General features: G+C 65.6%; 19 protein-coding genes and 1 pseudogene. 10 read left to right on the top strand and 10 right to left on the bottom strand.

Annotation, left to right across the window (positions count from 1 at the left end; translation table 11 throughout):
- Positions 1 to 244: 244 nt before the first annotated feature.
- From surE to NL241_RS20025, 5 genes are all read right to left on the bottom strand, one after another.
- Positions 245 to 1,033, bottom strand: a complete 789-nt coding sequence (gene surE / locus NL241_RS20045) for a 5'/3'-nucleotidase SurE (RefSeq protein WP_494394831.1) — start codon at positions 1,031 to 1,033, stop codon at positions 245 to 247.
- A gap of 46 nt (positions 1,034 to 1,079) precedes the next feature.
- Positions 1,080 to 2,084, bottom strand: coding sequence for a 1-phosphofructokinase family hexose kinase (locus NL241_RS20040; RefSeq protein WP_494394830.1), 1,005 nt, complete (start codon positions 2,082 to 2,084; stop codon positions 1,080 to 1,082).
- A gap of 173 nt (positions 2,085 to 2,257) precedes the next feature.
- A complete protein-coding gene (locus tag NL241_RS20035) occupies positions 2,258 to 3,361 on the bottom strand; it encodes an epoxide hydrolase family protein (protein WP_494394829.1) in 1,104 nt (367 codons plus the stop codon).
- Between the two features lie 97 nt (positions 3,362 to 3,458).
- The gene (locus NL241_RS20030; protein WP_494394828.1) at positions 3,459 to 5,597 is read right to left on the bottom strand and encodes a DNA gyrase subunit A; all 2,139 of its coding nucleotides are present in this window, start codon (positions 5,595 to 5,597) and stop codon (positions 3,459 to 3,461) included.
- Between the two features lie 11 nt (positions 5,598 to 5,608).
- The gene (locus NL241_RS20025) at positions 5,609 to 7,642 is read right to left on the bottom strand and encodes a toprim domain-containing protein (RefSeq protein ID WP_494394827.1); all 2,034 of its coding nucleotides are present in this window, start codon (positions 7,640 to 7,642) and stop codon (positions 5,609 to 5,611) included.
- A 718-nt stretch (positions 7,643 to 8,360) separates the two neighbouring features.
- Here NL241_RS20025 and NL241_RS20020 point away from each other — a divergent pair.
- From NL241_RS20020 to NL241_RS20010, 3 genes are all read left to right on the top strand, one after another.
- A complete protein-coding gene (locus NL241_RS20020; protein ID WP_494394826.1) occupies positions 8,361 to 9,404 on the top strand; it encodes a helix-turn-helix transcriptional regulator in 1,044 nt (347 codons plus the stop codon).
- 485 nt (positions 9,405 to 9,889) lie between these two features.
- Positions 9,890 to 10,303 carry an ANTAR domain-containing protein gene (locus NL241_RS20015; protein ID WP_494394825.1) on the top strand — a complete coding sequence of 138 codons (414 nt, stop codon included), beginning with the start codon at positions 9,890 to 9,892 and terminating at the stop codon, positions 10,301 to 10,303.
- 272 nt (positions 10,304 to 10,575) lie between these two features.
- Positions 10,576 to 11,385 carry a helix-turn-helix transcriptional regulator gene (locus tag NL241_RS20010; protein ID WP_494394824.1) on the top strand — a complete coding sequence of 270 codons (810 nt, stop codon included), beginning with the start codon at positions 10,576 to 10,578 and terminating at the stop codon, positions 11,383 to 11,385.
- A gap of 75 nt (positions 11,386 to 11,460) precedes the next feature.
- Here the strand turns inward: NL241_RS20010 and NL241_RS20005 are convergent, their stop codons facing one another.
- Complete coding sequence (locus NL241_RS20005) at positions 11,461 to 12,027, bottom strand: dihydrofolate reductase family protein (RefSeq protein WP_487695244.1); 567 nt, start codon at positions 12,025 to 12,027, stop codon at positions 11,461 to 11,463.
- 196 nt (positions 12,028 to 12,223) lie between these two features.
- Here NL241_RS20005 and NL241_RS20000 point away from each other — a divergent pair, with 196 nt between their 5' ends.
- The 3 genes from NL241_RS20000 to NL241_RS19990 all read left to right on the top strand — a co-directional run bounded on the left by NL241_RS20000 (position 12,224) and on the right by NL241_RS19990 (position 14,347).
- Positions 12,224 to 12,838 (top strand): dihydrofolate reductase family protein, encoded by a 615-nt coding sequence (locus tag NL241_RS20000; RefSeq protein ID WP_487695243.1) that lies wholly within the window; start codon positions 12,224 to 12,226, stop codon positions 12,836 to 12,838.
- Between the two features lie 405 nt (positions 12,839 to 13,243).
- Complete coding sequence (locus tag NL241_RS19995; protein WP_487695242.1) at positions 13,244 to 13,618, top strand: STAS domain-containing protein; 375 nt, start codon at positions 13,244 to 13,246, stop codon at positions 13,616 to 13,618.
- A gap of 186 nt (positions 13,619 to 13,804) precedes the next feature.
- Positions 13,805 to 14,347, top strand: a complete 543-nt coding sequence (locus NL241_RS19990; protein ID WP_487695240.1) for an ATP-binding protein — start codon at positions 13,805 to 13,807, stop codon at positions 14,345 to 14,347.
- Positions 14,348 to 14,372: 25 nt separating this feature from the next.
- Here the strand turns inward: NL241_RS19990 and NL241_RS19985 are convergent.
- Positions 14,373 to 15,125, bottom strand: a pseudogene (locus tag NL241_RS19985) (amidohydrolase family protein); the annotation flags it as partial.
- Between the two features lie 131 nt (positions 15,126 to 15,256).
- Between NL241_RS19985 and NL241_RS19980 the strand changes: the two are divergent.
- Complete coding sequence (locus tag NL241_RS19980) at positions 15,257 to 15,445, top strand: hypothetical protein (RefSeq protein WP_494394823.1); 189 nt, start codon at positions 15,257 to 15,259, stop codon at positions 15,443 to 15,445.
- A gap of 114 nt (positions 15,446 to 15,559) precedes the next feature.
- On the opposite strand, the gene NL241_RS19975 is transcribed toward NL241_RS19980, so the two are convergent.
- Both NL241_RS19975 and NL241_RS19970 read right to left on the bottom strand, forming a co-directional pair.
- Positions 15,560 to 15,922 (bottom strand): hypothetical protein, encoded by a 363-nt coding sequence (locus NL241_RS19975; RefSeq protein ID WP_494394822.1) that lies wholly within the window; start codon positions 15,920 to 15,922, stop codon positions 15,560 to 15,562.
- Between the two features lie 9 nt (positions 15,923 to 15,931).
- Complete coding sequence (locus NL241_RS19970) at positions 15,932 to 16,291, bottom strand: TetR/AcrR family transcriptional regulator (protein WP_494394821.1); 360 nt, start codon at positions 16,289 to 16,291, stop codon at positions 15,932 to 15,934.
- A gap of 246 nt (positions 16,292 to 16,537) precedes the next feature.
- Here NL241_RS19970 and NL241_RS19965 point away from each other — a divergent pair, with 246 nt between their 5' ends.
- Complete coding sequence (locus tag NL241_RS19965; RefSeq protein ID WP_494394820.1) at positions 16,538 to 17,638, top strand: MFS transporter; 1,101 nt, start codon at positions 16,538 to 16,540, stop codon at positions 17,636 to 17,638.
- A gap of 10 nt (positions 17,639 to 17,648) precedes the next feature.
- Here NL241_RS19965 and NL241_RS19960 read toward each other — a convergent pair whose 3' ends face one another.
- A complete protein-coding gene (locus tag NL241_RS19960) occupies positions 17,649 to 18,245 on the bottom strand; it encodes a TetR/AcrR family transcriptional regulator (protein WP_494394819.1) in 597 nt (198 codons plus the stop codon).
- A 130-nt stretch (positions 18,246 to 18,375) separates the two neighbouring features.
- Between NL241_RS19960 and NL241_RS19955 the strand changes: the two genes are divergently transcribed.
- Together NL241_RS19955 and NL241_RS19950 are read left to right on the top strand one after the other, a co-directional pair.
- On the top strand, positions 18,376 to 19,470 hold the full coding sequence (locus tag NL241_RS19955) for an FAD-dependent monooxygenase (protein WP_494394818.1): 1,095 nt from the start codon (positions 18,376 to 18,378) through the stop codon (positions 19,468 to 19,470).
- A complete protein-coding gene (locus tag NL241_RS19950) occupies positions 19,467 to 20,843 on the top strand; it encodes an MFS transporter (protein ID WP_494394817.1) in 1,377 nt (458 codons plus the stop codon). Before NL241_RS19955 ends, NL241_RS19950 begins: the two co-directional genes overlap by 4 nt.
- Positions 20,844 to 20,905: the final 62 nt, after the last annotated feature.

The following is a 20,905-nucleotide window of genomic DNA, read 5'->3' as shown; positions in this document are numbered from 1 at the left end:
TGGGGGTTAATTCGAGCTTAACCCCTGACGCCCGCCCTGGACTCCTGCGACAGCGCTGAGTGGGCCGCCGGGTATCGACAGCAAAGGACGACGAATCTCAGCCAGCGGCGAAACTCGGACACGTATCACCGTTGCGCAATACCGCTTGCCGGGGACAACCAAGAACACAGGGTTACCGCCAGCGCAACGCAATACTGCTGCGCCACTGGGGGATTCAGGCTGTAAGCACTTTGCCCCGCCGGCCTCAGGACATGCCTCGCCCGTTTACCGCCTCGTGCCAGCTGTCCACCAGACCGCTGTCGTGCGCCTCGACGGACCTGAGCTCCGTGAGCGTCGGATGCCCGGCAGCCAGCAGCGCGCTGTCGGTACCGGGCTCGGGTTCATCGGAGATTTCGACCTCCGCCATCCGCACGTCGCCCTCGCGCACCTCGTCCACACGCGTCTGCACCGCCCCGCCCCGTGCCAGACGGGCGTGGCGGATCGGTCCCAGTCCGGTTGCCGGGCGGTCAGGAACGTTCAGGGACAGGACGGTGGTTTCCGGCGCATCCAGCAGCAGTTCCAACACCGGCGCCACGAGACCGGCCGCCGTCTCCCAATGCCGCTCGCCGGTGGGATGCAGCGCCACATCCAATGACACCGCCAGCGCACGGGTGTCGCTGATCTTCGCGGTCAACGCTGCGCCGACGGTGCCCGAATGCAACACGGCGCGACCGACATTCGCGCCGTGATTGATTCCGGACAGGACGAGGTCCGGGCGCGGGTCGAACCACCCGTTGAGCGCCGCGGCGACGATGTGTCCGGGCTGCGCTTGCACCGCCCACGCCTCGACGCCGGGCAGGCCGGGCACCTCTCGACGCTCGACCAGCGTGCGGCCTTCGTGGCGGACCGCGCTCAGCGCCGCGCTGGCTCCGCTGGCCTGCTCCGCGGGTGCGGCAACGATGACGTCCAGGCCCGCCTCTCGTGCGGCGGCGGCCAAAGCGTGCAGGCCGGGCGAGTCGATCCCGTCGTCGTTGGTCACCAATGCACGTGGCACCTGTTTTCCTCCATCTCCTCGGCCATCGGCTTCACACCCGAGTCCGCTATTTCCACGGGCGCAGCTCGACTCGTTCGGCGAGGGTCTCCACGGCTTGGGCGCCGCCGGTGCCCAGGCCGTGGCGTACGACGTTGAGCGCTCCGCAAGCCGCACCGATCCGCAACGCCTGGCGTAGTGAGCGACCGCTCGCCAGCGCGGCGACCATCCCCGCCGTCATGGAGTCCCCGGCGCCGGCTGGGTCGGCGGGTTCCAACTTCGGCATCACGATCTCCACGACGGCACCGTCGGAGTCTTGGCCATCGAGCAGGGCCAACGCGGGTGCCGCCCCGGACCGTGACACGACGATGGTGCCCGCGCCCTCGTCGCGCAGAGAGCGCATGGCCTCAACGAGGTCTTCGGGTTCCTCGGATTTCGCCCGGCCGTCGTCGAGGAGTTCCTCGTGGCTGACCTTGATCAGATCCGGCTTGCCCGCGAGCACCGCCTCGAGTCGTTCGCCGGCGAGGTCAGCGGCGACTTTGCACCCGTTGGCACCGAGGTCGGTGGCCAGGCGCCGGTACAGGTCGGCGGGCACCACCCGGTCGTCCTGCGGCCCGGACAGCAGGACACGACCGTGGGTGAGGCCTTCGGTGAGGGTGAGTTCGTAGAGCGAGTCCAGTTCGTGGCGGTCCAGCGGGCTCCCTGGGCTCTCGGCAATGATCTCCCGGCTGCCCGTGCGACGGTCGTGCACGTAGGCCCCGTTGCGGGAGCTGACCGGGACGCTTCGGACGGTCACATCGGTCGCGGGCAGTAGGTGGCCGAGCACCGACCCGGTCTCCCCTCCGAGCGCGGCGCACAGCACGGCCGGCACGCCGAGGGAGGACACCATACGTGACTGCCACACACCTTGGCCCCCGGCGTGGACATGGATGTCGGCCTCGCCGGAACGGTTCTCCACGGTGACGGTCAGGACCGGCAGGGGAGCGAAGATGACAACGGTGTCCGGCTGTCCCGCCGCGGGCGATTCCGATTCTCGCTGGTTGTCCGTGTTCGCTGGCGGCTGCGTGTTGGTCATGGGTGGGTATGTACCCACTCGCCGCAACCGCATGCTTGTCAGGCGTATCCGCCACCACATTTGTGGCAGCGACGGCGCTCTGGCGGTGCAAGCTCAACGGCGCTGAACGTGGGTGGTGAACCACTTGTCCTGTGGGGCAACGTGATTGAAGCCCACATTTGAGAGCACATCCATCACGCGGACAGTTCCACTGCGGTTCGAACGCCGGCGGCGTAGTCGGCAGGGCACTCCCATGCCGCAAAGTGTCCGCCCCGGGGTGCTTCGACCCACGAACGTACGGTGAAGAAGCGTTCCGCGAATACCTGCGGCGCGTTGACGAGGTCTTTCGGGAAGATGGTGAAAGCGGTGGGGATCTCGAGGCGCTGCCCGGGATGTGCTCCGCCTTCGACGTAGGGCGTGAAGGACGTTCCGATCGCTCCGCTGACCCAGTACGCAGTGATCCAGGTGAGCAACTCGTCACGGGTGAACACGGTTTCCACGTCACCGTTGCAATCGGTCCAGGAACGAAGCTTTTCGAGAATCCAGGCGGCGAGTCCGGCCGGGGAGTCGCCGAGTGCGACGGCCACGGTGTGTGGTTTGGTTCGCTGCAGGTGCATGTAGCCCCCTTCAGCGTCCTGCCAGCGGTGACCGTGTTCCATGTAGGCGCGCTCGGAGTCGGTGGTGTCCGTCGGCGGGTCCACCAGGTATCGGTATTGCGAGACGTCGGTGAGGTGGAGGGCGGCGACATGGCGGCCATAGCGGTCTGCGATCACTTCGGCGACATCGCAACCCACGTCCCCTGCCGACACGACGTAGCGGTCATATCCCAGTTCCGCCATGGCTTTTGCGACTGCATCTGCGGCGTCAGCGGCAGACAGTCCGCGACGAGCGGTGGGCGCAGCGAACGGGAATCCCGGCAGCGCCGGTACGACGAGATGCAGGTCCGCGAGGAGAGGCAGCACTTTCTGAAACCGCAGGATCGAGTCGGGCCAGCCGTGCAGGAGCAGGACCGCGGCGCTGTCGTCGTGGTGTGCTCGTTGATGGATCGCCCGGATCGGGGTCTGGCTTCCGTCTGCTGTGAGTACCCAGGGCAGAGCCAGGACCCGATCCTCATGCCGTCGCCAGTCGTACGAGGCGGCCCAGTATTCGATCAGACTCACGAGGTAGTCGCCATCCACTCCGCGTTCCCACCCGAATCCCGCGGGCAATTCCACACGTCGGTAAGACAACAATCTGTGCCGCAGATCATCGAGGACGGTCTGTGCGACGGCGTCCGGCGCTTGCCCCACTCGGCTCATCGTGCTCCCGTCCCTCCGTCGCTGCACCGATGCACACGGTATCCCTGCCGACGAGTCCGCGGGCTGAGTCTCTTCACCTGAACGGAAGGCGGACGCTCTACGGAGCGGGTGTCACATCGACGCCGGAACCCTTGATCGACGCCTTCGCGCGATTCTCGGCCCGCACCGCTTTCTTGCCCCGCACGAAGCCGGTGGCCGACACCGTTGCCGCCACCAGTGCGTCCTCGCCGTTGACGAACGGGTGGAACCCGACCCCGGCGCCACCGCGGCCTTTCACCGGGATATCGGCGACTTCGGTGACCTTCCAGCCCTTTTCGGATATCGACAGGATGGCCTCGCCGTTCTCACAGGTGAGCGGCAGTGCGGCAATGACCTCGTCGCCGTCGCCTGCCAGCTTCACTCCGGCCACACCGTTGCCGGCTGCGCCCTGCGGGTTCACCGCCGCGGGGTCGATGCGGAGCACCTTCCCGCGCCGGGTCACCAGCGCCAGGTGTGAGCCGGGCGTCAGCACACCCGAGCGCACCAGCCCGGTGATATCCGGCGCCACCGGGATGTCGCGGATCTTGTACGGCAGCCCGTTGCCGGTGGTGAACTTGATCCGACCATCGGTCCACACCGCCCAGCCCAGACCTGACGTGAGCAGGTCGCCGTGGCTGTCGGAGAACACGCCGCGGTCATCCAAGCGCCAGGCGGCGTTGACCTTCCGCTCACGAGGCCCGTCCTCGTCAGCGCCGGACGTCACGGGGGTGGCGTCGAAGTCCAGCACGGTGCGACGGTCGAACTCGGGGCCTTTGAACAGTTTCGTGGTCTCCACCAGCTCTTTGTCGATCACCACCCGGCGCGCGTCGGGGTTGCCCACCAGCTCGGTGAGCTCGGCGAACTCGGCGTCCAGCTTCTCTGCTTCGGCCTGCAGTTCGATAACGTCGAGCTTCGTGAGGCGTCGAAGCTGGAGTCCGAGAACATAATCGGCCTGTTCGGCATCGATGGCGAAGTGATCCTGCAAGCCCTGGCGTGCCTCGTCAACGGTCTCGGAGTTGCGGATGATCGCGACGGCGGTATCGATGTCGAGGTGGATGGTCATCAGGCCGGCCACCAGATGGCGGCGCGCAGTCACCTTCTCCAGCCGGTACTGACTGCGGTGCAGCACCACCGAATCGCGCAGCGACAGGAATGCGGCGATCAGTTCGCGTACCGACCACCAGCGGGGCACCCGGTTCTCGTCGAGTGCGACCAGGCTGGCGGCGAACGTCGACTCCAGCGGCGTCAGGGCCAGCAGTTGCTCGCGAATCTGCTCGGCGCTGTGCCCGCGTTTGGCGGTGACGACGATGCGCAACCCGTTGCGGCGGTCGGTCAGGTCCGACATGTCCGCCACCCCGGACATCTCGCCGGACTCGACCAGGGCCCGAATCCTGTCTTGCACAGTGTTGCTCGCGACACCGGGCGGCAGCTCGGTGATGATGCAGTTTTTTCCGTCGACGGAGACCGTGCCGCGCACCGTGAATGCGCCCCGGCCGGTGGTGATGTATTCCCGCAGCCCGGCGGTGCCGACCACGGTGGCGCCGCAGCCCCAGTCGGGGCCGGGAATGAGCTTCACCAGCCTGTCGTCGGTCATGTTCGGGGTTTTCAGCAGCGCCCGGCAGGCGGCCATGACTTCACGCGGATTGTGTGCCGGTACCTTGGTGGCCCAGCCTTCGGCGATGCCGACGGCACCGTTACAGAGCAGCACCGGCCACTGGGCCGGCAGCACCGTCGGCTCTACCCACTCACCGTCGAACGTCGAGACCATCGGCACGGCGTGGTCGGCCAGTTCGGCGGTCAGGGCCGCACCGGGTGCCGACAATCGCATCTCGGTGTAGCGGTCGGCGGCGGGAATGTCACCCTGGATACGGGGAAAAGCACCTTGTCCGTCAATCACTTTCACGCGCTGGAACTCCGCGGCCATCAGCGCCGCGGCCCCGTACATGGAAGCGCCGCCGTGTGGGTGCAGGTTGCCCGTCACGGCCGAGCAGACCTTCGAGGACTTCTGCGGCTTGTTTCCCGGCAGCAATCTGGAGTCGTACATCTGGTACAGCAGGCGGCGCTGACCCGGCTTGAGCCCATCGAACGCCGACGGGATGGCGCGGTCGCTGACACTGTAGAGCGCAAAGGTCAGCTGGTAGCGGTTCCAGTAGTCGTCGGCGCTCTGGTCGAGCACCAGATCCGGATTCTGCTCAGGAATATCCAGCGTGGCGGTCACAATAGTTCTTCCTAGTCGAGGTCGAGAGATGCAGTGTCGACGCGGGAGGCGACATCGGCCATCCACGTGCGCCGGCCCTCCGGCGGCCCGCCGAACAACGTGTGGTGCAGCTTCGAATCACCGTCATCGAGGTTCACCCGAATCACGGTGCGCCGCTGCGGATCCAGCACGGTGTTCCAGAAGTCGTCGGCATCCATCTCGCCGAGACCCTTGTTGCGTTGCACCTCGACCTTGCGTTTGGAGGTGGCCTTCATCTGTGCCACGGCGGCGTCGCGTTCGGACTCGTCCTGGCAGTAGATCCGCGACTGGCCGTCCTTGACCACGAACAGCGGCGGCAACGTCACGTACACCATCCCGGCCTCGACCAATGGCCGGTAGAAGTCCAGGAACATCGAGATCAGGCTCGAGTTGATGTTGCCGCCATCGGGATCGGCGTCGGAGGCGAACAAGATCCGGTCGTAACGGCACAATTCGGGGTCGCAGCTATCACGAACCCCGCAGCCCAGAATGCGCTCGATCGAATCGAACTCGTCTTTGACCCGCGCCTTGTTCAGGGTGAAGCCGTAGACGTTGGGCGGCTTGCCTTTCAGCGGGAAGGCCGCCTGGAACGTGGCGTCGCGCGCGGCCTTGATGGTGCCCAACGCCGAATCGCCCTCACACAGGAACAATTCGGCTCCCGAGCCGCGTCCGGTCTCCCGGCTGGGCAACAGTTTCGGCGGCAGCGACAGGTTGGTTCCCAGACCCTTGGCTTTCGACGCCGCCCGCGAGCGGGCCTTGGCGCCTTCGGCGCTGCGCCGCGCCCGGGCGGCTTCCAGCGCCAGCTTGGTCCACAGCGACACCGTGTCGCCGTTGCCGGGGTTGGCCGCCCAGATGGTGACGCTGCGTGCGACGTCGGGGGCCATCGCCACGTTCAGTGATCGCGAGGACACCGCGGTCTTGGCCTGGGAGTCCCAGGACACGTCGGGTGCGCGGGTGTCCACCGCCAGCGCGGTCACCGCGGCGAAGTCCTGGGCCTCCGGGCCGTCCTCGCCTTTGGCCAGGCCCAGGTCGCGGATGCGCGACGCGCGATCTGCCAGTGCTTCGGACAGCCCTTTGACCGCGGCGGTCAGGTGGGACCCGCCGCCGGGGGTGCGCACGGTGTTGCAGAACGCGGCGACGGTGGCCGGTTCGGCGGGTCCGGCGGTCAACGACCAACGGAACGGAGTGGGGCCGCGGCCGGTGGTGTACTCGCCGCGGCCCTCCACCACGGCTCGCACGCCGGGTACCGGCGTACCGGCGGCGGTGCACATCAGGTCCAACAGGGTGTCGGTGCCCCACGGACCACTGAACGGCTCGACCAACTCGGGCCGGACGTCCTCACCCGGCCATCCTTCGTCGACAACGACCAGGTGTACCCCGGGCGACATTCGCGCAGCGGCGTGTGCCCGCAGCAGCACCTCGTTGATGTCCACGCTGGAATCCGGAACGACGGTCGGGTCGAACAGGATGCGCACCGTGGTGCCGTGCGCGTCCGGTTTGCGGTTTGCGGAGCCACGCAGCTTCTGCGTGTCGGCCCGGGTGAACGGCGCGTTCGGGTCGAAGTCCTTACCCTCGAACACCCCGGGGTAGCCGCCGCCGAAACTCTGCAGGTAGGTCTTCCCGGCGCGGCGTACGGTCACATCGGTGCGGGCGGAGATGAACACCGCCGCCGCGGCGCCGATTCCGTTCAGGCCGGCGCCGGTGCTGGTTGCGTCGACGTGTGCGGAGAACTTGCCACCCGCGCGCGCGGTCCCCAGGGTCTTGACGATGCCGTTCTTCCCGTTCACCGGGTCGGAGTCCACGGGCAGGCCGCGGCCGTCGTCGGCGACGCTGACCGATCCATCGGCGTGCAAGGTGATGGTGACGCATGCTCCGCCGTGGTTGGGATCGGCGACCTCTTCGATGGCGTTGTCCACAAGCTCGCGCAGCGCGGTGTTCAGAACGTCCAGACCGAGGTTCACCGCCGGCCGCAGGCGTGTGTGCTGGACATCGTCGAGCTCGGTGATGTCGGCGGCGGTGTAACTCACTGCTCGTCCTTTCACTGAATGCCGGGTGTGCCGCAGGAATGGTAGACCGTGGGTCCGACATCCTCGGGGATCTCGATCGGCGTAGGCCGCGCGCGGTTGGTCGGGCCGGTGCCGACAGGCCGCGAACCGCCGACTGAGCAGGGAAATGCCCAGCTCAGCGCCTCATCTTGCCGGTTCGGGATCGGGTCACATGGTAGTGATCTTGTTCACGATGGGCCGGCTGACCGTGGTTTTTTGCCAGCTCCGAGCCGAATACGCCGTCCGTTTCTGCCAGTACACGTAAATGCCTTGTGACGCAGTGTGTTACCGGCGTTACTACCGCGCACGTCAACAGGGGTGCGCCTCGAGGCGCGAGTGCTCAGTGTTGCGCGCCACACGAGTGGACCTGCCCTCCGCTGCCGAACTGCGCACCACAGTGCCCACGACACCGCCGAGAATCTGAATGCCCTACGGCGCTGATCAGGACGCCGCGAGCCTTTCCAGCTACGACCGACCGAGAACGGCCAGCGCTGGGTGATCGCAACCGCGAAATTGCCGCAAGCGCCCGTGACACGAGTCCCGTTCGTCAGTGCTAGCGATATCTGGAAGCGCTCGGCGCCACTCCCGCTCCTCGCCGCGTCTAGGGCGGCGCCTCTCGGACTCCCGAGTGGAACGTTTCACACCGGCGTGACTGCCGCGCAACACATTCAATTCAACTTCTCTGCCGGTACGGGCGGTTATGCTGTCGAACTACTGGGACTTGTTCGCCGGCGGTTGGCCGAGTTCGCAAGAAGGAGAAAGCTTTAAGGCGGGCGGGGCGGCCTGGGAGGTGCTCAGCGTGGATGACTTCACTTTCGACAGTACTGATCTGGGCGAAACTGAGGAGTTTCTTGTCGATGCTTACACGCGACTCCGAATCGGCGGGCGGGAGCCGAACCCGCGCACCCGGATCACGCGTCGCTGGTTGGGGACAACGAACCTCGACGTACTCGATTTCGACTTCACCATGGATTTCGACGTTGAGCCGTTGGGCCAGATCTGCGTGTGTCGGATTCGCTCCGGCAATCTCGTGAACCGTTTCGGCGGGGTGGAGGACGTCTTCATGCCCGGCGACATCGCGTTGCTGGCGCCCCCGGATCAGTCGTACGCCGGTCAACTGCACCGCACCCACTACGGCGTCGTGATGTTCGACATCGCACAGCTCAACCGCATCGCCGCGCCCGCGGACGGGCCCGCGACACGCTCGGTGAGCCTGTTGGACCACCGTCCACGTAAGGAAGGCGGTGCCCGGCTGAGCGCCTTCGTCGATTATCTGCACAGGTACGCACTGACCGACACGGCAGTCGGCGGTTCTGCCTTGATCGCCGATACCGGAGCTCAAATGTTGGCCAGCTTGGTCCTGTCCGCCTTCCCGAACACCGCGCAAAGCCAACCCACCCATTCCGATCGTCACGATGCCTCTACCGCCGCCCTGCAACGCGCCGTGTCCTTCATCGACGACAATGCCCATCTGCCGCTTTCTCTGGCTGATATTGCCGGCTACGTGCACATGACCCCTCGCGGTGTTCAGTACCTGTTTCGGCGGCACCTGGACTGCACCCCCATGCAGTACCTACGGCGAGTCAGATTGGACCTTGCCCACCGCGACCTTCAACGCGCCAACCCCGCGCTGGATTCTGTCGCCGAAATCGCTGCCCGGTGGGGGTTCGCACACCAGAGCCGTTTCGCCCGCTACTACCGGCAGGCGTACGGCACGACACCGCACCGCACCTTGAACCAGTAGCCCTCACTGCTGGCAAACCGGTAGTCGCACAGTGGGCTGTCCTGCGGTAGGCGCCAGGTTCCGCACCGGGTCGTCCATTCAGCGCAAACATGCTCGGGTTTTGTTGCGGACTTCCTGTCAACTTGGCATGCTCCGCCCAGCGGGTGAAGGAGATGCAGTTGCGAGGCCCCATGTACGGCGAAGAATCTTCTCCGCTCGCGGACGGCCCACGAGAGTGGGGGTCTGAGCGTAGGTCCCTCCACGCTGCGTTACGCGAAATCGGCGAAGTACAGGACCGTGGGATCACCGATTGGGGCGGGATCTCTGACATTCTGTCCTGCGCACCGGAATCAGTGCCTGGGGCCACGTCAGCGGGCGTCGTCGTCTTTCGCGGATCCGAGATGATCTCCCTGTGTGTCACTGATGCGTCAGTGCGGACCATCGACGACATCGCACGCAACAGTCGACAGGGGCCCTGGCTCTTGGCTACGTCAGACCATCCCGTGGTGATCGATGATCTCGAGCTGGATATGCGATGGCCGGAGTACCGAGCGGCTGTGCTGGCGCGCACGCCGGTGCGTACGGTGTTGACGTTGCAACTGTTCGAGGACACGACCACCATCGGTGTGCTGAACTTCTACGCCAACTCGGCGTATGCATTCGACGATGACTCTCTCGAAGACAGCCTCATCTTCGCTGCGTGCGTCAGTCTGGCGGTCAGTGCATCCCAGCGTGAACGCCGACTTCGGGACGCTCTGGCAAGCCGCGAGGCCATCGGCCAGGCCACCGGAATCCTGATGGAACGCCACCGCGTCGACGCGGACACCGCCTTCGCAATCCTGCGCGCGATGTGCCCGAAAGACCCCGATCGGACCATCAGCGATGTGGCCGCGCGGATCGTCGCCGGCGATCAATCGTAGCGGTATGGACTACCACCTCGGAGGCGCCGGACCCTTGGCCGCCGCCTGATGGGCGCTGGCCTTACCTCCTACAGGGCCGGTGTGCTGACTCGAGCTCTGGAGGGTACCCCTGGCTCTGAGGTGTAAGGGGACAAGCGATGCAGGACTTCGAGTTCGACAGCACCGACCTGGCCGAGACCGAAGAATTTCTGGCGTGCTCGTACACGCGAATGCGGATACGCAGTGATCGACGGGTTTCTCGCGCACGTCTGTCTCGGCGGTCGCTGGGATCAGTGACCTTCGACAACATTGCCCTGGGCTTCGAGATGTCCTACAGCGCCGACCCGCTGCAGCGCGTCTGCCTGGTGCGCGTGCATTCGGGCTCGATAACACCGAGCGGCGCGGGCCTCGATGTCCTCGGCCCCGGCGACATCGCCGTGCTTACGCCGCCAGAAGTGGCGTATTCCGGCCGGGTGAATGCCCGCTACGACATCACCATGTTCGATCCTGCCCTCTTCGACCGCGTGAGTGACCGCCCGGGCAACCGGGAGACAGCCGTCGAGTTGACCGGACAGCGGCCCATTTCCGGGCGCGCCGGCAAACAACTCAACGATGTCATCGAATATCTGAGAGTCGAGGTGGCGAGCAATGACATCGCGCGCGCGTCAGACCTCGTGTCCTCGAACGCCGCCACATTGTTGGCGGCCTCGGCGTTGGGCGCCTTCCCCAACACCCTGTTGGCGGAGCCCAACATTGAGAAGCGCCGCGACAGCACACCCACTCTGCTGCGCCGCGCCACCGCGTTCATCGACGAGAACGCGCAACGGGATATCACCATCGACGACATCGCCGGTGCCGTGTACATGAGCCCCCGTTCTGTGCAATACATGTTCCGTCGGCACTTGGACTGCACGCCGATGGAGTATCTGCGCCGCGTACGCCTGAACCACGCCCATCACGAGCTGCTGGCCTCCGACCCCACCCGCACGACCGTCGCGGTGATCGCCGCAAAATGGGGTTTCGCGCACACCGGCCGCTTTGCCGGCCTCTACCGCCGTACCCACGGCCGCAGCCCTCACGTCTCCCTACGGTCCGGCGTGTGAACGCTGAACGAACCTGAAAACTCACAGGTCGGAGTCGTCATAGTGCATCGGCACATCATCTGGCTGTGTGTCCGATCAGTCGTGTTCAGCCGCGTAGCGCAGCAGGACCGTGCCACCCGGGAAGGTGCGGTTCTCCAGCAGTCGCAGCGAGATCCATGACGGCAGGGTCGGGAAGAACGGGGTGCCGCCGCCCAGGGCGGTGGGCGCGACCACGATCCGGTACTCATCCACCAGCCCGGCCCGCACGATCGGCGCGGCCAGCGTCGCGCCGGCCACCTCCAGCGTGCCGTCGGTTTCGGCTTTCAGCTTCCTCACCACCTCAACCGGGTCGCCGCGTTCCAGGCGGGAGTTCCAGTCGACGGACTCCAGGGTGCGCGAGAACACGACCTTGGGCATGTCGCGCCAGATGTGCGCAAAGTCGACGATCAGCGGGGTGGCGTCTGGGGCCTTGTCAGCAGTCGGCCAATAGGCGGACATCAGTTCGTAGAGCCGACGCCCGTAGAACGACAGGGCGGTTTCCCTCTCGAAATCGTTCCAGTACTGGTGTAGTTCTTCGCTCGGATCGGACCAGTCGATGTTGCCTTGCGCATCGGCGATGTACCCGTCCACCGACACGTTGAAGCCATAGATGAGTTTGCCCATGCAGATCAGACTGCACCGGAGGTCAGAACTCATCGCAACGCCACACGCGAGCCTTGTCGAATCGTTGTGAACACGGTGCACCCAGCGCGACGGCGCCCCGAGGGGTCTCCCGCCGGGTGCGCGATGAATCCGGGGGTGCATCCGAGTCTGTAAGAGTGACGACGGGCTGATCGGCACCCGACGAAACGGAGGCGATATGAGCAAAACGAATCTCTCGATGTCCGTCTCAGCGGACGGATACGTCGCTGGACCTCATCAGAGCAGCGAGAACCCGCTGGGGGTCGGCGGTGAAGCACTGCACGAATGGCATATCGGACCCGCCAAGGACCACCCTGTCAATCGGCAGGTCGCCTCCGAAATGCTAGACGGTATGAAAGCAACGATCATGGGCCGCAACATGTTCGGGCCCATTCGGGGTGAGTGGGGCGATTCGGGGTGGCAAGGATGGTGGGGCGATGAGCCGCCGTACCACTGCCCGGTGTTTGTGCTGACCCACTACGAACACGCCCCGATCGAGCTGAAGGGCGGGACCACCTTCTTCTTCGTCACCGACGGAATCGAATCCGCCTACCGGCAGGCCACGGCGATTGCAGACGGCGGCGACATCTCCATTGCAGGTGGAGCTTCGTGTGCCCGGCAAGCACTTGTGGCAGGGATCGTCGACGAGATCGACCTACAGGTCAACTCCGACATCTTGGGCTCGGGTGAGCGCCTGTTCGACGGCCTCGAGCGCGGCGTACCGAAGCTCGACCTCGTTCGGGTGCTGGAGGCGCCCGGCGTTGTTCACCTGCGATACCGCGTGATCCGCTGATCTCAGGCCGAGGCGGTGTGCCACCATTTACGGAATTGCGCTCCATGGCAGGAGGTTTCGCACCTCCGTCGTGGTGTGCGGCGACCTGTTGTGGGCTCGCGCCGCGTCGACGTCAGCGGTGGCGCCGGTCAACCAGGTGAGGGGAGTGCTTTCTTCGATGAACGGCCCGTAATCCACACGATTTCGGCGCGGATCAGCGGGGCTCGAGTAAGGCCGGTGCCGCCGTTCGGCGCCAGCGCGGTTCTGCCTACCCGCGAGAACTGCACTCCCGAGGTGACCGCAGCTGATGACTCCAGATCGGAGATTGTCGAGTACAGTGACTCTATAAAGCGCTTTGCTTGCCCGGTTCAGCTTCAGCCTGCCAGACACCGCGCGTCACCTGACCTCACATAGCGAGGAAGCTTCATGACGCAGTCCATTACCAATGCTCCAACTGCGCCCAACGGCGTATTCAATCAACACTGGCGCGACACGACCGTAGTAATTCACTGCATGGGTGAGGTTGACATGCTGTCGGCGCCGGACCTGGAACGCGAGATCACCTCAGCGTTGGCCAGGGGACCCCTGGCGGTGGTGATCGATCTGACCGAGGTGACGTTCCTGGCCTCACATGGGATGGGAGTGCTCGTCGCGTTCCAGCAATCCACGGCATCCGAGGTGCGGTTCGCGGTCGTCGCCGACGGGCATGTGACCCGGCGGCCCATGTCATTGATCGGCCTCGATGAGGTGTTGGACTTGCATCCGACGTTGGCAGTGGCGTTAGAGGCGATCAAGGTCTGAGCCACCTCGCTGTCCCGCAACGACCCGGTCGGTGACGAACAGTGGGGTAACGGCGTGCTCCAGGGCTCGCGATGGTGGGGAACTGTGACCCGCCGGGCTGCATACTCCAAGTGAGACTGGCTATAGACACCATGTGCTCTTCCCTGTTGTGCGTGCCGTGTCCACACTCAATCTTGCGAATTCCCGTTGAGGACGGCCGCGCGTTTCGTTTCCCTCGAGGATGCAGCACAGTGCCTCGATGCCGCCCCGGGCTCATTCGACCAGTCGTCGTCAGCTTCGGGGCAGCACGACATCGCGCCCACTCCAAGCACTCGCCGACCGGCGGTACCGTTACATCTGGAGTTCAGTGCTGAGCCACGCCGTTTAGGCGCTGTGCGCCGCGTACTGGCACGCTGGTTGGACGGCGCCGGTGTGTCCGCCGAACTCGCCGCGGACGTCATCTTGGCTGTTGTAGAGGCCTGCGCCAACAGCATGGAGCACGGCTACAGCAACCGTGGCGAGGGTCTGGTGCGGGTTTCGGCGCAGATGGACACCGGCGCCATTCGCATCGATGTCGATGACTCAGGCCGTTGGAAGGCCTCGAAAACTCCAAGCCGGTTCCGCGGACGTGGACTGCACCTGATGCGCGTCATGAGCGCCCGCTTTCACTTGGATACCGGGCCTTCAGGAACATCGGTGTCGATGACATTCGACCCGCCCGCAGCTCTGGCGCCCGCAGACGCGAGGTAGCGGGTCTCCCCGTTCGGTCGGTGTCTCATTGCGAGGCAATCAATTTCGCGAGACCGCGCATTGCCGTGCGGCTCACCGCATGACGAAATGCATCCACCACACCGCGTTCCGGTGATGCCGGCGCTGACCCCAACCGTGGGAAGAGGCGCAGCGCGGTGTTGTGTTCGATTGCTGCTCTGGTGGTTTCGTCCATTCGGTAATCCTCGAGGCCGGCGGCGAAGAGTTTCGAGGCAGCCAGAGGGGCGAAAGGCCAATCGGAGCCGAAGGTGATGTGGCCAGGTTTGGCGAAGGCCAGCAGCGTCGGCAGCGCCGCCGGGCTCGAGGACAGAGCGGTGTCGAAATAGAAGCTGGCGAAATCGTCGAGGCTGTCGGCCGGGTTGCGTCCGGTGTCGCCCAGGATCGCCACGGCCATGCGGTGGCTGGCGTAGGGCACGAATCCGCCGGCGTGACTCAGGATGAAGCTGATGTTCGGGTACTTACGTCGAATACCGTTGCGCACCAGCAGGTACGCCGCACGCGTGGTGTCCAGCAGGAAGTCGGCCGCGAACGGCAAGACGCCGGGGACCTCCGGTCCGGGTAGGTCGGCCGGGTGGATGAACACCACCGCCGCCCGCGCGTCCAGAGCGGCCCACAGATCGTCTTGGCCATCTTGGCCGATATACACGCCGTTGTTGTTGGCAAGCAACACCACGCCGTCGGCCCTCAAGGTGTCCAGTGCGCGGACAGTTTCGGTGACCGCGTCAGCGATGTGGGGCATCGGCACCGTGGCGAAGAACCCCCGGACTGTTGATCTGTACGGCGGCAGCAATCGTCTTCTCGGTGCTGGCGATCACCCGGATCAGTCAGTTCGTCCGCAGGAGGGTCGGCTGATTGGTTTCTGTAAAGCCTCCTGATGGGGCACAAGTCTTGTTGAGCACCGACGCCTTGGGCGTCGGCTCCAGACATCGTCGCGCCCGCGAGATCAGCACGGTGGTGCTCGACGCGACGTTGTCCGTCGTCGCCGGCAAGACCGTGGCGCTCGTCGGACAATCCGGTTCGGGTAAAACGGCGACCTGGCACAGGGCACAGATCCCGGGTTGTTGGCCCGATATCTGCTGACCGTGGGAAACGGCATCGCCGTTCAGGCGGCAGGGGGCGTGAGCCGTAAGGAATTACAGGCTGTGGCCGACGGCGCACTTCGGCACTGGCCACCCTTCTGATTCTCGGGTCTGATCAGCCTGCGCCGACGGCGTTGTTGATCACTCGGACCACCTCATGCGGATCCTCGACGGTGATCACGAGGCGATCGAAGCGTTCTGCGGCGTTCAGCGTGATCACGATTGCGCGGTCGTAGCCCGAGATGTTCCAGAATTGCCTCTTTCCATCCGCATGGAAGGTGCCCGACAGTTTGCCGGGAAGCCCTAGACCGGGCCCGCGCCACCCTTTGGGCTCATCCCTCATGCCCGGATCGTGGGTTGCTCCCCGCACGTTGTGGAGCGGGACCTGCACGCGGCGCGTGAAAGACCAGAGCTTGTTCAGTCCCACCGGCTCGATCACGAGATGTTCTCCGGTGACGGTTACTCGGTTGATGCTCATACCGATCTCCTATCGTATTCCTGCGCGGACCAGTAATCGGCGGCCCAGTTGTTCTTCGGTGACGCCGGCTTCCTCGAGGAGCGCCACCACCCGTTCACGAACACGCGGGTCGTCGGGGGCGAGTTCGAGCAGTGCGATCAGGACGACGTCGAGCCGATCGGCCGGATCCGTACTCGGGGGCGCGACGGCTTCCAGAACGCGCAGGAACAGGCCGTGTTTACTCCCGAATGCTCCGTAGAGGCTGCCTCGATGCACACCAGTTGCCTCGACAAGGTGATCGATGGACGTAGCGGCGTATCCGCGCTGGCGAAACGCCGCCGCTGCGGCGTTCAGGGCGCTCGTCTCATCGAACTGACGTGGGCGGCCCATGGTTTGAGAATAGTCATTCAAGAACGATTGGTCAAAAACTATTGCGTACCCACGTGCCTTGGCAACTGTCGAAGGAAACAGCGCGCGGACTCTCGGTCGGCCATGACGCCGCGTCGGGCCGCGCGCACGGCGTAGTCGGCGGCAGCCATACTCGAGGTCCATTCGCTGTCGCCGCGGCGGCGGCCTGGACGCGCGCCGCGGCATCGATGCCATCGGAGGCAAATGCGGCACTCGTACAACACACTCGTGTCAGCGGGAACGATGCTGATCGCGTGCTGCTACGGATTCGCCCGGTTCGCCTACGGGTTGTTCACGCCGACGTTGATCGACGAGTTCGCATTGACGCCGGCACTGGTCGGGGCGATCGGATCCGGCAGTTACATCGGGTACTGCATCGCCATTGTGGTGAGCACCGTCCTCACCAGACGGAAAGGGGCGAGGTATACCGCGGTGACAGCGGGAGTCGTTGCCACGTGCGGGCTTTCCGTCGTCGCGACGGCGCCCTCCACCTTTGTGCTCTTCGTCGGTGTGGTGGTCGCCGGGAGCAGCACGGGCCTTGCGTCACCGCCGCTTGCGGCCGCGGTGAACCGCTGGGTCGACTCGGGCCGCAGGGATCGAACTCAGACCGTGGTCAATGCCGGCACCGGAGTGGGGGTCATCCTCTCCGCGCCGATTGCGTTGTTGTTGTTCGGCCACTGGCGTTTGGCCTGGGCCGTCATGGCTGTGATCTCGGCCGCCGTGACGATGCTTGTGTTTCGGGCGATCCCGCCATCGGCAGACAGCACCGAGCGCGCAGCGCCGCGCCCCGGTTGGCGACCCGGTGCGCTGGGGTTGGTCGCAGCTTCGGTGCTGGTCGGTATCGGGAGTGTGGCCGTCTGGACATTCGGACGTGAGATGACCGCCGGCCTGGGGTCCACGTTGTCCGTCCTGGCGTGGGCGGTGCTCGGCGTCGCCGGGATCGCGGGTGCCTTCAGCGGTGATGTCGCCCGGCGGGTCGGCCTCACTGTCGCCTGGCGCATCGCCCTCACCATGATGGTCGGTGCGACTCTGGCGTACGCAGCGTTCGCCACCAATGGCATTGCTGTGGTGGCCGCGGCCGCGACATTCGGGTCGGCCTACATCGCCCTCACCGGTCTGGTACTGCTGTGGGCGGTCCGTGTCTATCCCGACAGCACGGCATTCGGGGTGGGGATGGCATTCCTTGCGATTGCTGTCGGGCAGGCCCTCGGCGCCCCGGCGGTCGGGTTCTTCGCCGGCGCCACCTCCGACGCCGCCGCCTTCGTCATTTCTGCTGCGGTGGGTGCCGTGGCACTGGCCGTCGCACCGGCCCGGGAATCGTCCGGCTGACCCAGCGCGCTCAGCCCTCTGATGCGGTGGCTCGAAGCCCGGCGAGCACCACGGTGACGACACGCTCCGCATCGGCACGGGTGAAGGCGCGGAATCCGCGATTGACGATCAGATGTACTGGCCCGGAGATCATTTCGCCGAGGAAGGCGCTGTCGACGGGCGGGAGCTCACCTCGGTCGACGGCCGCATCCACCCGTTGCTGCATGGCGGCCACCCGCTGGTCCAGCACCTTGCTCAGCGCCTGGACGGCCGAGGGCTGATCGGCCGCTTGAAGGGCTCGTTCGAGCGTCTGCCCGAAAGGTGTCTGCAAGCCGTCGGCGAGGGCGACCAGAAAGTCGACCAGATCCGACTGGATGTCGCCGGTATCGGCGACGGACGCGAGGTCACGGGCGTAGGTAAGCAGGGCTTCGACCACCAATTCTTCGCGGTCGGGCCAGTTGCGGTAGACGCTGGCCTTGTGGACGCCGGCACGTCCGGCGACCTCCTCGTAACGGAATCCAGCGATACCGTCGCGTGCGACGAGTTCGGCTGTCGCAGCCAGGATCTGGGATCGGACCCGCGCAGTGCGACCACCTGGACGTCGGGTGGCGGACTGGTCCTCGGCCATGGCCCCGCTTGCCTCCTGTGTTCTGCCCCGGTGCCGATTGTCGTCACGTCCGGCGTCGCGGTGCAAACCAATGGTGTACCGTGCCATTAAAGCGACAGATAGTCGCTTTAGGAGAAACTCGGGCGGTTCCATGGAAATTCTCGTGTCGGGCGCGGGTATCGCGGGGCTGGCGTGTGCACTCGAATTCGGCACCCGCGGCCACCACGTCACCGTTGTCGAACGCGCCCACCACCTCCGGCTCTCCGGTACGCCCATCGATATCCGAGGCGATGCGATCGCGGCGGTGGACACCATGGGGCTGCTTGCCGAAATCCGGGATCGACGGGTCCGGATGTCCGAGCGCACCTACTTCGTCGACGGCCGCGGCGAGCCCGTGGCGCCGCTGCCGCTCGCCGAAGTCAGCGACTCCGAGGATGACATCGAGTTGCTCCGCGAGGATCTTGTACGCATCTTGGCCGACGCGGTCCCGGACAGCGTGCAGATCCGCTTCGGCGACTCGATCGTGGCGCTGGCCGAAGACGGTGATGTGCGTTTCGCCTCCGGCCGAGCCCGGCGATATCACCTGGTGATCGGGGCCGACGGGCAACACTCGGTGGTGCGCAGGCTGGTATTCGGACCTGACCACCATTGCCTCCGCCATCTCGGGGTGTACTTCGCCCTCGCCGATCTTCCCGCCCAGGCGGACACCGATGGCGTCAACAGGATCCACAACGTGCCAGGAAAGATGGCCGGAGTCTTCCGATACGGTGGCAAGACCGTCGCTGTGTTCCAGTTTCTTTCGGCACCAATCGATTACGATCATCACGACATCGACTCCCAGAGACAGATTCTCGTCGACGCCTTCGCCGGTCACCGCTCGTGGCGCATTCCCGAGTTGCTCGAAGCGGCGTGCACGGATCCGAATTTCTACCTCGCCGGCGCGAGTCAGGTGCGCCTACCGTCCTGGCACCGCGGCCGTGTGGTCCTCGTCGGTGACGCGGGATACTGCGCCTCATTCCTGTCCGGGCGAGGCACCTCTCTTGCCCTCACCGGCGCCCGTCTGCTCGCCGAAGAACTCGGCCAGCTCTCCGCGGGAGAACTCGGCGACGAACCCGCGCGCTACGAGTCTCGGCAACGCCCGTACGTGGCCCACGCGCAGGGTCGTGTCGAGAGCGGGCGTGCCCGCATGCTGCCCACCACGTGGGCTGCCATCAGCGCGCGTAACAAGGCGCTGCAGGCACTGTGAAGGATTCGCGCCTCATCGTGTGGGCCGCTGTTCTCACCCTTGCCAACGTGCTGGCCGACGTCGCCATCGGGTCGCCGATGATGGTCCTGCCCCAACTGATGGAGCATTTCGACACCGATCAGGCCGCCTGGCTCAATGCCAGCGCGATGCTGGCGGGGGCGCTCTGGTCACCGCTGCTCGCAAGAGCGGCCGACCTCTGCGGAAAGCGCCGGATCCTGCTCAGCACACTGGTTCTCGCATGCGCAGGTGCACTGCTGTGTCTCGTCGCCCCGAACATCTGGGTATTCCTGATGGGCCGGCTCCTGCAAGGTGCCGCATTCGCCGCGATCTTCATCACGGTGGCCCTCGTCCTGCAGATCTGCACGCCGCCGGTGGCGATGACCATGGTGGGGATCGTGACCTCGGGTTCGTCGGTGGTCGGCATCTTCGAGCCATTCCTGATGAAGCCTGCCATCGATGCATTCGGCTACCGCAGCGTGTTCCTGGTGGCGGCGCTGCTGGCTGCGGCCGCGGCGATCTGCGTGCGCGCCTTCATCCCGGAGTCGCCCGTCCGTGGTGACGGCCGCATCGACATCGCGGGGGCGGTCCTGCTCGGTGGCGGTCTCGGTTCTGTGCTCGCTTACGTCAGCCTCGGCAGTGATGTCGGCTGGCTGGATACGGGGATGATCGCGCTGCTGGCGGCCGGTGTGAGCGCGCTGGCCGGTTGGGTGCTCGTTGCGCTTCGCGTCGACCAACCGATCATCGACCTACGGGGCTTGACTCGACCGATCCTGTTGACGCTGCTGGCTCTGGTGCTGGCCGCGGGCGCGTTCAGGAGCATGCTTCAACTGACCAGCATTGTCGCCCAGGTATCGCCCCACCTGGGGCTCGGCTACGGGCTGGGCGACGGTGGCGCGGTCGCGCTGCTGCTTGCCGCACCCAACCTCGGCATCGCCGTCGGCGGCACCTGCGCCGGATGGATCGCGGGCCGGATGGGGCCGCGAGCCCCGCTGCTCGGCGGCATCGCCATTGGGGCGGTGGCGACGTTCGCAATGGTGGTGGGAACAACGGTGCTGCCGTTGGCGATCGGCTGCGGCACCCTGATGGGTGTGGCCGCCGGCGCGATCGGCGCCTCCGGCTACAGCTTGGCGACCAGCCTGGAAGCGCCAGAACGGCAGGGCATGATCGCCGGACTGGTTTCCGTCGTACTCGCGCTCGGTTCCGTGATCGTCAACGTCGCCGGAGGCGAGATACTCAAGGCCACCCAGATTTCCGGTACTGCGGTGAGCACGGCCACGGGAATTCACAGCTATGTCCTGATGGCCGGGCTACTGTTCGTCTTTGCGGCCATTCCCGTACTTCGGTTGCAGCGCGGACGTGAACTGGCCTTTTGATGCCCGGCGGCAAACGCCGCGGCTACCCTCGTTGCCCGGTTCCGGCGGTCCCACATACTGTT

This window comes from Mycolicibacterium sp. SMGY-1XX (genome assembly GCF_059132455.1).
This window is presented reverse-complemented; position numbering and strand designations above follow the sequence as displayed.

Coding starts and splice junctions, on each gene's coding strand:
- NL241_RS20005 (WP_487695244.1), bottom strand. CDS start 12,027: ATGGGCAAACTCATCTATGGCTTCAACGTGTCGGTGGACGGGTACATC.
- NL241_RS20020 (WP_494394826.1), top strand. CDS start 8,361: ATGCTGTCGAACTACTGGGACTTGTTCGCCGGCGGTTGGCCGAGTTCG.
- NL241_RS19995 (WP_487695242.1), top strand. CDS start 13,244: ATGACGCAGTCCATTACCAATGCTCCAACTGCGCCCAACGGCGTATTC.
- NL241_RS19970 (WP_494394821.1), bottom strand. CDS start 16,291: ATGGGCCGCCCACGTCAGTTCGATGAGACGAGCGCCCTGAACGCCGCA.
- NL241_RS19955 (WP_494394818.1), top strand. CDS start 18,376: ATGGAAATTCTCGTGTCGGGCGCGGGTATCGCGGGGCTGGCGTGTGCA.
- NL241_RS20040 (WP_494394830.1), bottom strand. CDS start 2,084: ATGACCAACACGCAGCCGCCAGCGAACACGGACAACCAGCGAGAATCG.
- NL241_RS19975 (WP_494394822.1), bottom strand. CDS start 15,922: ATGAGCATCAACCGAGTAACCGTCACCGGAGAACATCTCGTGATCGAG.
- NL241_RS19960 (WP_494394819.1), bottom strand. CDS start 18,245: ATGGCCGAGGACCAGTCCGCCACCCGACGTCCAGGTGGTCGCACTGCG.
- NL241_RS20035 (WP_494394829.1), bottom strand. CDS start 3,361: ATGAGCCGAGTGGGGCAAGCGCCGGACGCCGTCGCACAGACCGTCCTC.
- NL241_RS20000 (WP_487695243.1), top strand. CDS start 12,224: ATGAGCAAAACGAATCTCTCGATGTCCGTCTCAGCGGACGGATACGTC.